We start from the raw sequence: 10,364 nt of genomic DNA, 5'->3' as shown, positions 1-10,364 counted from the left end.
AACGTACCTGACCGCGATCAGGATTATGACCAGGGCCGCCGCGATCATGAAGAGGTACTCGATGGCGCCCTGACCCTTTCTCCTCCTGAGTCTGAACATTTCGCAACACCTCCAAAGGTTGTTCCGGTGGAGGGTGCCCGAAAAAGCTTATATATCTTTCTGCTCAAATCTATGTAAACCCCCCCCAATATTGTGGAAACCGCAGGGGTGATCCCGTGGAGCTGGTAAACGTCCAATGTGAGTCGGCGAGCATCGAAGATTGTGTCAAAAAGATTGAATCCGGAGTAAGGGATGTCATCCTGCCCAGGCCGGGTAGGGTGGTCTCCTCCAAGATAGAACTCTCCTTCGGTGCCTTCATGAATCTCAGCATAACCCTCCTTCTGGACGGGAGAAGCCCCTCCGACAAGGGTGTTATAGTTGGCTATCACCACGGCAGGGGCAGGGAGGGAACGGTGCAGGCCGTCCTCGACAGGGTCAACCGCCTTCTTCCCGGGGACTCGGAGGTGGTTGATTTCGAGGTGGGTACGTACACCACTCCCGTGACCAGGAGGGTCTACGCGGTCGCGGTTGTCGTCTATAACTCGCCACCCGCGAGGAAGCCCCTGAAGGAGTACACCCTGGAGGAGAGACGGGGGTTAATAGCAACTGTCCTGGATATGTTCGACAACAACCCCCGCGTTCTGAACATCTCGGAGCTGGCGAGAACCTTCAACGTCTCCAGGGATTCGATCTACTACGACATCGAGCAGATACTGGGGAAGAAAAACGGCCTCAGCCGGAGGCGCTGATGGGGACCGGCGTCGCGGAGAGGATAAAGAGGATCACCGCGATGACCGTCAGGACGATCCTCGACTTCGAGACCGGAGAAACTTCGTCCAGCGCCCCCGGGTTTCCGGCCATCCCCATGAAGAGGATCAGCAGCCCCCACAGGAGCCAGCCGGTCCACAGGTAGCTCATCCCGATGAGGATCAGCCCGATGGCAATCGTCAGGTAGCGGTGCACCTTCTCCGGAAGGAAGGCCCTCGCTATGTGTCCCCCATCTAGCTGGGCCGCTGGAATCAGGTTGAGGAACGTAACCAGTATCCCGACCCAGCCGGCTATCGCCACCGGGTGCAGGAACACGACCGCATCCTCCGGGAAGGGCATCAGGTACTTCCCTATGAGGATGAACAGCAGGTTCTCTCCGAAGGTTATGCCCCCTTCCTGTGGGACGAGGTTCGCGGGGATCGGAACCGAGAGCTTCAGGCCGATCAGACTAACCGGAACGGCGACCAGAAAACCGGCGATCGGCCCGCTGACGCCGAGGTCTATGGCCGCGTTCCTGGTGGGGAGGGGTGACTTGACCCTTATCACCGCCCCGAGGGTCCCTATAAGACTCGGAAACGGTATGAAGTAGGGCATCGTCGCACGGACACCATGGTAGGCCGCCGCTATCTTGTGCCCCATCTCGTGGGTTCCCAGGATACCCATAACGCTCACCGAGAAGGCAAGGGCCATGAGGTAGGGGTTCCTCATGCCGGGCAGGCTGTACTCATCGAGGAGTGAGATGTAGCTCATCGAGAGCCAGTATCCTGCCAGAAAGGTCGTGATCATCGTGAGGATCAGAAAAACCCACGGGAGCCAGGGGTTGTCGGGCTTTACCTTTCCCGCTGGAAAGACGTAGAGGAGAACCTTCCCATCCCTTCTTTTTAGGGCCGCCCAGTAGCCGAGCTCCTCCAGTTCGCGGAGAACCCTCTCGAAGTTTCGCTCCCTGATCTCAAGTACCTCGAAGACGAAGACGCTGCCCTCCATCCCGAGGGGCCGGACGTCGTAGAAGTTCCTGATCCTCTCCTCCACCTCAGCGGGCAGCGCCGCCGGGGAGGACAGACCCACCACCGGACGCTTCCCTTCAAATCCCACGAGGATCATGTCGCCGCCGCACTTCGGGCAGGCGTTCTCTATGAGCGGCTCGTTGGAGTCAATGACCTCCCGGTTTCCACAGTTCAGGCACTCGTAGATTCCCCTCGGCATCTTCTCCTCCCAGAATAAAGAGTCGGGAGGGGGTTAAAAACCCTACTCCCCGGATTTGGGAATCTCAACTTCCCCCCGATCAGCGTCCACCTTAACCCTAACCCCGCTCCTCAGCTTCGTGACGTCTATCCCGTCCACCATCGGGATTCCTGAGATTATCGCGCCGGTGGCCACTATGGTCTCGGCTTCTCCAACGATTATCGCCTTCGGCGCCTTCCCGTTCTTCTTGAGGGCGTAGATTACGTAGGAGCCAACCGTCGAGCCCTTACCCCTGGGAAAGGCGAGTATCTTCCCAGCTATGCTCCGTCCCCTTATATCGCTCTCCGCATCGGTAACGATTCCCGTCTCGGGGTCAACGCCGCCGAGGAAGGAAAGTGGTTTCTGCGAGACTATAAGCTCTCCCTCGGCATTTCCACCGACGATCTTCCTTCCCTTAAGCTTCATTCTACCACCTCACGGTGCCTCCTTGATGAGGTTTTCCGCGTCGTCGAGTCTGACGTTGAAGCCGAAGGATCGGAAGTAGAAGGCCGACTTCCCGCTGTTGGTGGCTATTCCTCGATACCAGCCCTTTATGGGCGAGACGACGAAGCAGGAATCAGCTATTATTCTGCCGTTGTAGCGCTCTATGGTTTCGGTGTAGCCGAGTGCGTCCGCTAAAGCCTTCACAGCCCTGCTCGCTGTGATGAAGAGCGGCACCTTCAGCGGTCTTCCGCGCATCCTCAAAAGCCCGGCTATCTCCTTCACCTCCTGGAGCGAAGTGTGGGGGCAGCCGATTAGTATCATGTCTATTCCGTCCCAGCCGTCGCTGAACTGCTCCTTAACGGACTTGATATCGCCGTCTTCAACGGTTATCGTTTCGAGCTTGTCGTCTATAGCCCCTCTATACTCCGGTGTCTCGCCCTCAACGTGATAGAGGGCTATCGAGCCGCTGGCCGCCATTGCCGCGCCCATCTCCTTGAGGAACTCGGTCTTTTCGGGCTTTATCCCTTTGAGATACGGGACGTCGTTGCCAAGGGCTCTTCCAAGGTGGTAGCCAAGGGCCGCGTAGTCGACGAAGGTTTTCACCTTTGCCCTGATATCAACGATTACAGTCGCTTTCCGGTTCTCGTCGAGGTGGAGACCGTAGTTTGGAGTCTTTCCGACTATGGCAGAGGCAAGACTCGATGGGCCGCCCTCCCTGTTGGTTCTCGCGCCGATTACCGAGTTGGCAAAGATGACCGCCGAACTCTCGCTCCAGGCTATGTGGTCGCCGAACTTCGGCAGGTTCGCACCATAGTAGGGGGTGCAGGTCGCGGTAATCTCGATCCCCATCTCCCTGTAAAGGTTGAGAACCTCGGCCTGCTTCTCCATGAACTCGTCGTCCCCGATTCCGGCAGGATTGAGGGTTGTGTAAACGGAAACTTTTGCACCGGCATTCACAAAGTCGCGCAGGAACTCGATTCCAGCCTCACCGATGTTCTTGTAAGAAACTCCGGCGATCTGGGCGCTTTTGATTGGTATCAGCCTGTCGGCCCCGTAAATTTCTCCCAGTGCAACCAGTATCTCCATCGCCTTCTGGAGCGCGTAGCCGTATTCACCGGCCAGGATCAGCTCCTCCTCCTTCGTCAGATACATCCCATTCACCATCCCTAAATGGCTGGGGGATATTATAAATCCGCTTCCGTAAACTTTATAAACCCTCGCCGATTCATTAAGAACGGGTCGAGCAGCGGGGTGGGGCAGCTAGGAGTGCCCGCCGGGCTCATAACCCGGAGGTCGGTGGTTCAAATCCACCCCCCGCTATTCCGAGCGTTTTGTTCTGTTTTCTCCCAAATTTGTGCCTTGTTGTTATAGTAAACCGAAGTAACTGAGCAGTTTGTTCTGTTTTTGAGTGATACTGAATCCAACCTCGCGGGTGTATCTGTAAACACTTTCTTTTCGGTTTATGGTAAGGGTAAAAAGGTCCGAATTGTATCTATACTGTTTTCCTCTTATCACCACAAGTTGTCCCTTATGTTTTGTTTTGTATATTTTTGAATGGATCCCTAGACCTTCCAGAAGGTTTTGGCACAGCCTGAGAACTTCAATGTCGTAATTGCTTGCCAATACCTTAACACGGCCTTTTGACACAACTGCACTCCCTTCGCTATCAAAGAACCCCTTTAAAAACTCTCTTGGATACGCCCCAGCCACCTCGAAGAGCCTCTCTCTTGGTTCCGTGAGGAACCTGAAAAGTCCCTTACTGGTCACTTCGACGTACCATCTACCTGTCCTCGTCCTGTCGTTCTCAAAGCCCATCCTTGGATTGAGACCTATTCCCCTGAGTGCCCCCGCAAAGGCCTCTGCGAATTCCCTGTCAATGACCTTGAGCTTAACCTTGTAGCGGTAGTTGCTCCCCTCAGTTGCGGAGGCGTCTCCAAAATAGGCACCAACTACGTATGCCAGCTCCGGAGAGGGAGTGAGCTGGACCTTCTTCGTCTTATTGAACGTATCGTTAGTGCCTTTGCACCAGCGCAGGACGGTTGCCTTGGAGATTCTGACATTGAACTCTTTGCCAATCTTCCTTGAAATCCCACTGTAACTTAGCCCGTCCTCTCTAAGCTTTTTGATTCTCCCCTGTATTGCCTCGATTTCGTCCTGGGAGAGTTCCCTGAGGGTTCGCATGGTAACAATTTATCTTCGTCTTTTTAAAACTTTTCTAAATGGTAACACAGGAAGCCGAGTCTCGGGCAAACCTTTTTAAATCTATCTTCAATTCCCAACGCGAAGGGGCGGCTGGCGGTAGCTGGCCGTCACCGGGAGGTGTTCGTATGGCAAGGATACACGCGAGAAAAAGGGGTAAGTCAGGCTCAAAGAAGCCGCCGAGGACCGCTCCGCCGACCTGGGTCGAGTACACGGCGGAGGAGGTCGAGGGGCTTGTTATCAAGCTCAGGAAAGAGGGTTACAGCGCGGCCATGATAGGGACGATCCTCAGGGACCAGTACGGAATCCCGAGCGTCAAGCTCATAACCGGGAAGAAGATCACCAAGATCCTTGAGGAGAACGGTCTCGCACCGCAGATGCCCGAAGATCTGATGGCCCTCATCAGGAAGGCCGTCAAGCTCAGGAAGCACCTCGAGATGCACCCGAAGGACAGGCACTCCATGAGGGGCCTCCAGCTCACCGAGAGCAAAATCAGGAGACTCGTCAAGTACTACAGGAGAACCGGAAAGCTGCCTGCAAAGTGGCGCTACGATCCGGAGCAGGCTAAGCTCCTGGTCCGCTGATCCTTTCCCTCTTCTTACCGGTGATGCCCCGTGGATAAGGGAGCTTTCTTGGAGCGGGCCAGGGAAGGGGCCGAGCTCATCAAGATGCACATCGAGTTAGGGCACACGGTAAGGCTCGTCTCCCACCGTGACGCCGACGGAATAACCGCCGGGGCCATTCTCGCCAAGGCTGTGGCGAGGGAGGGCGGGAGCTTTCAGCTCAGCATCGTCAAGCAGGTCAGTGAAGACCTCATCAGGGAACTCGCAGAGGAGAGGCATGAAATCTACGTCTTCAGCGACCTCGGGAGCGGCTCGATGGATCTCATAGACAAGCACCTCTCCTTCGCTACGGTTATCGTTGCGGACCACCATCCGCCAGAGAGGGAGGGCTTTTCGAACGAGTCTCACCTCCTCGTCAACCCCGTCCCCTTCGGGGCCAACAGCGTCCGCGATCTGAGCGGCTCAGGAGTTGCCTACTTCGTCGCCAGGGAGATGAACGAGAAGAACCGGGATCTGGCGTATCTTGCGATAGTCGGTTCCGTTGGGGACATGCAGGAGATAGATGGAACATTCCACGGGATGAACCTCGACATCATCAAAGACGGCAGGGAACTCGGGATCCTCGAGGTCAGAAAGGAGCTTCGCCTCTTTGGGCGGGAGAGCAGGCCGCTCAGGCAGATGCTTGCATATTCCACTAATCCTGAAATTCCTGAGATAACGGGCGACGAGAGGAAGGCCATAGAATGGCTCCGCGCCAGGGGCTTCGATCCCGATATTCATTACTGGCAGCTGAGGGAGGAGGAAAAGAAGAAGCTCCACGATGCCCTCGTCATCCACCTCATAAAACACGGCGCCCCGAAGGAGGCCATAGACAGGCTCATCGGCGACGTTGTGGTAAGCCCGCTCTATCCTGAGGGCGACCCGAGGCACGAGGCAAGGGAATTCGCCACGCTCCTCAACGCCACAGGTCGCTTGAACGCCGGAACTCTTGGCGTTGCAATCTGCCTCGGCGACGAAGAGGCTTACAGGAAAGCTAAAAAGATGCTCGATGACTACAAGAGGGAGCAGATCGAGGTCAGGAAGTTCATAGTCCAGAACTGGGGCATGGCCGATGAAGGCGAGCACGCCTACGTTTTCTACGCCGGCAGGAACATCCGCGACACGCTAGTGGGAATAGCGGCGAACATGGCGATAAACGCGGGCCTCGCGGATCCTGAAAAGCCCGTCGTTGTCATAGCTGACAGCGAGGAGGACGAGAACCTCGTGAAGGCCTCGGCCAGAACCACCGAGAAGGCCCTCGCGAAAGGCTACCACCTCGGGGAAGCGCTGAAAGAGGTTGCGGAGAAGCTCGGAGGGGAGGGCGGCGGGCACGCCATAGCCGCTGGAATCCGCTTCCCAAAGGGCAGGATAGACGAGTTCATCAGGTTCTTCAACGAAGTTCTGAAAAAGCAGGCGGAGGGACGGCGGTGAGGATTGAGGCCAGGGCGGAGATAGTCTGGCACTACGGCGATCCCCGAAAGGCGGAGGCCATCGCACGGGCCGTCCAGGTAGACAACGAGAACATTCCGCCGGATCTTAAGAAAAGTTTAAATGTGGTGTCCCTATCGGAGGGTGGGGACATCATAACAAAGGTTAAATACTCGGGTGAGATTGAGACACTCATCAAAGCGCTGGACGATTTGGTGTTTTCAATCAAAATCGCCGAAGATGTAACCGAAAAGGTGTGAACTGGAGGTGTGAAGATGGCGAAAGGTAATCCGAGAAAGAGGGCTGCTGCCACCAAGGACAAGTGGAAGAGCAAGGAGTGGTACATAGTTTACGCTCCTGACTTCTTCGGGAGCAGGGAGATAGGTCTTACTCCAGCGGACGAGCCGGAGAAGGTCATAGGGAGGGTTATAGAGACCACCCTCAGGGACCTCACCGGCGACTTCACCAAGGGCCAGGTCAAGCTTTACTTCCAGGTCTATGACGTCAAGGGCCAGAACGCCTACACCAAGTTTAAGGGCCACACCCTCGCGAGGAGCTATATAAGGAGCCTCGTCAGGAGGAGAACCACTCGCGTTGATGGAATCTTCAACGTCACCACCAAGGATGGCTACAAGCTCCGCGTCATGGGCATGGTCATCGCCTACAGAAGGATACAGACCAGCCAGGAGAGGGCCATCCGCGAGATAATCAGGGACATTATCTACAGGAAGGCGAGCGAACTGAACTTCAAGGACTTCGTCCTCGAAGCGGTGAGCGGCAAGATGGCTGCCGAGATCGCCAAAGAAGCGAGGAAGATATACCCGATCAAGAGGGCCGAGATCAGGAAGATAAAGGTCCTCGCCGAGCCGGAGGCCTGAGGGCCTCTCAATTCCCTATTCTCCAGGTTCTTCTGGGACTAGGGTTATCTTGACCAAACTCTGCGAAATTCATAAATAACCAGAATTCTTCAAATTGGTAATGTGGTAGCATGGACGTAAGGGAACTCATTCGTGGCGTTATAAAGGAGGAGTTCGCCAAAGGGGGCCTAACCGTTGAGGAGATAATCCTCTTTGGGTCCCGGGCGAGGGGAGACTTCAATGAGGACTCGGACTGGGATATCCTTGTCGTCGTCTCCGAGGACATCGACAGGGAGACCTACCGCGAACTGTGGTACCGTGTTTACAGGCGTTTAAACGTGCCAATTGACCTGATTATAGTTCCAAAAGGAAAACTTGAGGAACTCAAAGACTCTCCGGGCTTCATTTATTACTATGCCCTCAGGGAGGGCGTTAGAATATGAGACCCGACGTTGAGGCCTGGGTAAAGCGGGCAGAGGAAGACCTGTTCACGGCAAAGGCACTGTTGGACTTTAAGAAACCCGTTCCGTGGATAGTGTGTTTTCACGCCCAGCAATCTGTAGAGAAACTCCTCAAAGCGTTTTTGATTAAGCACTACCGGCCAATATCAAAAACCCACGACATAAAAAGCCTAATTCTGGCGTGTGCTGAGATAGACGGTGAGTTCCTACAACTCCTTGAGGAGGAGGTTGACCGGCTCACCGAGTACGCAGTTGAGACCCGCTATCCCGTCCTTTTTGAGCCAACATTGGAGGAGGCCAAAGAAGCCGTGAAACTTGCTGAAAAAGTCCGGGAATTCGTAATCCCAAGGCTTTGAGAAGATTCTCGCTTTCAATCCTCGCCTGGAGTCACCACTTTTTTAAACCTCCCACCAATTCTCCACCGGAGGTGCGGTCATGAAGTTCATCGTGAAAACGCAGAGGGGAATGGAGGGCGTTGCCGCCAACTACATCCGCGAGGCTCTTCCCGAGTCCAGTGTCTGGCCCGCTCCAATGGGTTACTCCGGACTCGTCATTGTTGAGAGCGACGATGAAAACGCGATGGAGAAGATCCTTGAGATTCCAGAAGTCGAGCGCGTCATTCCTGTCCTGGTAGAGGTCCCGGCTGAACTCGACGCGATAGTGGAAACCGCTGAAAAGATAGCACCTCTCATCGGCGAGAACGAGACCTTTGCGGTTAAAACGAAGAGACGCGGAAAACACGGCTTTTCGAGCCTCGACGTCAACAGAAATCTCGGTGCGAGGGTTCAGGAGCTGACTGGGGCGGATGTAAACCTCAGCTGGCCGGACAAGGTAGTCCAGGTCGAGATAATCGGCGATAAAGCTTACATATCGGTTCTGCCCGGCGAGGAGTTCAGGAAGTTCACGCCAGACAAGATGGATGCCAGAAAGCTCTTCCGCAAGCTGACGGTAGTCCAGATGCCCTACTGGGGTGACTACAGGGCCTGCCGCTCCTTTGGCGAGAAGATAGGCAGGGCCGCTCAGGCCTTCGAGGTCAAGGAGCTTATCATAGCCCCCAAGGAGAAGATGGACGCCTTTGAAGTCATGGAGTTCCTGAGGGGTGTAAAGACGGGCCAGGAGAGCCGCTTTAGAATCCAGCGCGAAGCTTACCCCTGGGAGGTTGAGAGGGTTCCAGTTTCCCTCTGGGACCTCAACCAGGTGGTCAGGGACAAGAGGAGGGGCAAGAGGGTTCTGATAATCACCGATCCCAAGGGGCCAACCCTGGCAGAGGTCAAAGAAAAGCTCGCCAGGGATATGTTCTACGCGAGGGAGGTGGTTGTCTTCATCGGCTCCCGTGAGGGCATTCCGCGGGGACTCTTCCGCTTTGCAGATTACGTGGTTGACCTCGCGCCTTACATGACCTTCGCGACAGAACACGGGATTCCGGCCGCGCTGGTTTCCCTGTGGGAGGTTTACGAGGAGTACCTGAGGAACAGGGAAATGGGGGGGTGATCTTCCCTTCTATTCTCCCCTCAATGAACTTTTTGACCGGCGTCAGTCCCTAAGGTCCTCCTCATCCCTCGGGATCCGCCGTACTCATCATCCGCCATTTCTTCAGACTCCCGCCAGGAGGTAGAATATAACCGCTCCCAGAAGACCTCCGAGGAGGCTCGCAAGGAAGTTGGTGGAGTTGTTGTCGGTTACACCCCTCTTTTCAAGCGTCGCCCCGATGAGGCTGTCAAGGTTGACGCCAAGGAACCCGCCGAGGGTAACCGCGATCACCATTGGAACCGTCTTATCGGTCAGGGGGATCGAAAAAGGTGCTATCATCAGGGCACCCAGGAGGGCAAAGATTTCTCCCTGAAGGGAAACGGCACCGTTAGTGCCGGGTCTAGCCGGTTTGAGATCGGTTATCAACCGCGGTTTCTTTCCAAAGACCTTGCCGAGCTCGCTGGCGAGGGTATCTCCGTTGGCGGTGGCTATGGCCGCGAATGTTGCCGCCCAGAAGACGTCCCTCCGGGAGAGGGCTTCAATCGTCAGAAAAAGGGCCGCAGCGAGACCGTTTCCGAGGACGTTGCCCCAGCTTCTTATCCCGTCCCCCTCCTGCGCTGCCCCCAGCTTCGCCTTTTCCCTGAACCGGTACCTGGTCGCCAGAACTCCCACCACAACGAAGGAGAGCATGGCGAGAAACGGGTAGATTCCGCCAAGCTCCATGACGGCCAGGCCCAGGAGGGCGGCAGCAATGGAACCCTTACCGTCCAGGGCCCCCAGACGGTAGGATCCAAGGCCCAGTATTGAAACCACTGCCGCGTCCACTGCGATCCTCTCGAGCATCGCTGCCACCCCGGGGGATTGTGAGGGTCGTT

General features: G+C 55.8%; 14 protein-coding genes and 1 tRNA gene. 9 read left to right on the top strand and 6 right to left on the bottom strand.

The window, feature by feature from the left end; all coding sequences use genetic code 11:
- The coding region (locus MV985_RS04250; RefSeq protein ID WP_297463521.1) for a class III signal peptide-containing protein at positions 1-99 on the bottom strand (99 nt) is incomplete at its 3' end.
- A gap of 116 nt (positions 100-215) precedes the next feature.
- On the opposite strand from MV985_RS04250, the gene MV985_RS04245 reads away from it, so the two are divergent.
- Positions 216-788 carry a hypothetical protein gene (locus tag MV985_RS04245; RefSeq protein ID WP_297463503.1) on the top strand — a complete coding sequence of 191 codons (573 nt, stop codon included), beginning with the start codon at positions 216-218 and terminating at the stop codon, positions 786-788.
- Here the strand turns inward: MV985_RS04245 and MV985_RS04240 are convergent.
- Genes MV985_RS04240 through MV985_RS04230 form a run of 3 tightly spaced genes read right to left on the bottom strand, consistent with a single transcriptional unit; the run spans position 772 to position 3,624 of the window.
- The gene (locus tag MV985_RS04240; RefSeq protein ID WP_297463495.1) at positions 772-2,010 is read right to left on the bottom strand and encodes a site-2 protease family protein; all 1,239 of its coding nucleotides are present in this window, start codon (positions 2,008-2,010) and stop codon (positions 772-774) included. The two genes, MV985_RS04245 and MV985_RS04240, sit on opposite strands and share 17 nt — an antisense overlap.
- Before the next feature lie 42 nt (positions 2,011-2,052).
- Positions 2,053-2,454, bottom strand: coding sequence for a DUF126 domain-containing protein (locus MV985_RS04235; protein WP_297463490.1), 402 nt, complete (start codon positions 2,452-2,454; stop codon positions 2,053-2,055).
- 9 nt (positions 2,455-2,463) lie between these two features.
- Positions 2,464-3,624, bottom strand: a complete 1,161-nt coding sequence (locus MV985_RS04230) for an aconitase X catalytic domain-containing protein (protein ID WP_297463519.1) — start codon at positions 3,622-3,624, stop codon at positions 2,464-2,466.
- A 93-nt stretch (positions 3,625-3,717) separates the two neighbouring features.
- Here MV985_RS04230 and MV985_RS04225 point away from each other — a divergent pair.
- A tRNA-Met gene (locus MV985_RS04225) sits at positions 3,718-3,792 on the top strand.
- A gap of 45 nt (positions 3,793-3,837) precedes the next feature.
- Here MV985_RS04225 and MV985_RS04220 read toward each other — a convergent pair.
- A complete protein-coding gene (locus tag MV985_RS04220) occupies positions 3,838-4,653 on the bottom strand; it encodes an LAGLIDADG family homing endonuclease (protein WP_297463481.1) in 816 nt (271 codons plus the stop codon).
- 146 nt (positions 4,654-4,799) lie between these two features.
- On the opposite strand from MV985_RS04220, the gene MV985_RS04215 reads away from it, so the two are divergent.
- The 7 genes from MV985_RS04215 to MV985_RS04185 all read left to right on the top strand — a co-directional run bounded on the left by MV985_RS04215 (position 4,800) and on the right by MV985_RS04185 (position 9,510).
- A complete protein-coding gene (locus tag MV985_RS04215; RefSeq protein ID WP_297463473.1) occupies positions 4,800-5,255 on the top strand; it encodes a 30S ribosomal protein S15 in 456 nt (151 codons plus the stop codon).
- 30 nt (positions 5,256-5,285) lie between these two features.
- On the top strand, positions 5,286-6,704 hold the full coding sequence (locus tag MV985_RS04210; protein WP_297463466.1) for a DHH family phosphoesterase: 1,419 nt from the start codon (positions 5,286-5,288) through the stop codon (positions 6,702-6,704).
- Complete coding sequence (locus MV985_RS04205; RefSeq protein ID WP_297463460.1) at positions 6,701-6,961, top strand: KEOPS complex subunit Pcc1; 261 nt, start codon at positions 6,701-6,703, stop codon at positions 6,959-6,961. Before MV985_RS04210 ends, MV985_RS04205 begins: the two co-directional genes overlap by 4 nt.
- 15 nt (positions 6,962-6,976) lie before the next feature.
- Positions 6,977-7,579 carry a 30S ribosomal protein S3ae gene (locus tag MV985_RS04200; protein ID WP_297463449.1) on the top strand — a complete coding sequence of 201 codons (603 nt, stop codon included), beginning with the start codon at positions 6,977-6,979 and terminating at the stop codon, positions 7,577-7,579.
- A 110-nt stretch (positions 7,580-7,689) separates the two neighbouring features.
- On the top strand, positions 7,690-8,001 hold the full coding sequence (locus MV985_RS04195) for a nucleotidyltransferase domain-containing protein (protein WP_297463438.1): 312 nt from the start codon (positions 7,690-7,692) through the stop codon (positions 7,999-8,001).
- A complete protein-coding gene (locus MV985_RS04190) occupies positions 7,998-8,375 on the top strand; it encodes a HEPN domain-containing protein (protein WP_297463429.1) in 378 nt (125 codons plus the stop codon). The genes MV985_RS04195 and MV985_RS04190 overlap by 4 nt, the downstream gene beginning before the upstream one ends.
- 79 nt (positions 8,376-8,454) lie before the next feature.
- Complete coding sequence (locus tag MV985_RS04185; protein WP_297463415.1) at positions 8,455-9,510, top strand: SPOUT family RNA methylase; 1,056 nt, start codon at positions 8,455-8,457, stop codon at positions 9,508-9,510.
- Positions 9,511-9,612: 102 nt separating this feature from the next.
- Here the strand turns inward: MV985_RS04185 and MV985_RS04180 are convergent, their stop codons facing one another.
- Positions 9,613-10,332 (bottom strand): DUF92 domain-containing protein, encoded by a 720-nt coding sequence (locus tag MV985_RS04180; RefSeq protein WP_297463404.1) that lies wholly within the window; start codon positions 10,330-10,332, stop codon positions 9,613-9,615.
- Between the last annotated feature and the right edge of the window lie 32 nt (positions 10,333-10,364).

Origin of the sequence: Thermococcus sp. (assembly GCF_027012695.1) — an archaeon.
Taxonomy (GTDB): Archaea; Methanobacteriota_B; Thermococci; order Thermococcales; family Thermococcaceae; genus Thermococcus.
The sequence above is the reverse complement of the archived record's forward strand: the minus strand, read 5'-3'. Positions and strand labels throughout refer to the sequence as shown.

Bases quoted from the DNA above. Each gene is read 5' to 3' on its own strand.
- MV985_RS04220 (WP_297463481.1), bottom strand. From the start codon at position 4,653: ATGCGAACCCTCAGGGAACTCTCCCAGGACGAAATCGAGGCAATACAG.
- MV985_RS04215 (WP_297463473.1), top strand. From the start codon at position 4,800: ATGGCAAGGATACACGCGAGAAAAAGGGGTAAGTCAGGCTCAAAGAAG.
- MV985_RS04240 (WP_297463495.1), bottom strand. From the start codon at position 2,010: ATGCCGAGGGGAATCTACGAGTGCCTGAACTGTGGAAACCGGGAGGTC.
- MV985_RS04235 (WP_297463490.1), bottom strand. From the start codon at position 2,454: ATGAAGCTTAAGGGAAGGAAGATCGTCGGTGGAAATGCCGAGGGAGAG.
- MV985_RS04180 (WP_297463404.1), bottom strand. From the start codon at position 10,332: ATGCTCGAGAGGATCGCAGTGGACGCGGCAGTGGTTTCAATACTGGGC.
- MV985_RS04200 (WP_297463449.1), top strand. From the start codon at position 6,977: ATGGCGAAAGGTAATCCGAGAAAGAGGGCTGCTGCCACCAAGGACAAG.
- MV985_RS04190 (WP_297463429.1), top strand. From the start codon at position 7,998: ATGAGACCCGACGTTGAGGCCTGGGTAAAGCGGGCAGAGGAAGACCTG.
- MV985_RS04185 (WP_297463415.1), top strand. From the start codon at position 8,455: ATGAAGTTCATCGTGAAAACGCAGAGGGGAATGGAGGGCGTTGCCGCC.
- MV985_RS04195 (WP_297463438.1), top strand. From the start codon at position 7,690: ATGGACGTAAGGGAACTCATTCGTGGCGTTATAAAGGAGGAGTTCGCC.
- MV985_RS04230 (WP_297463519.1), bottom strand. From the start codon at position 3,624: ATGTATCTGACGAAGGAGGAGGAGCTGATCCTGGCCGGTGAATACGGC.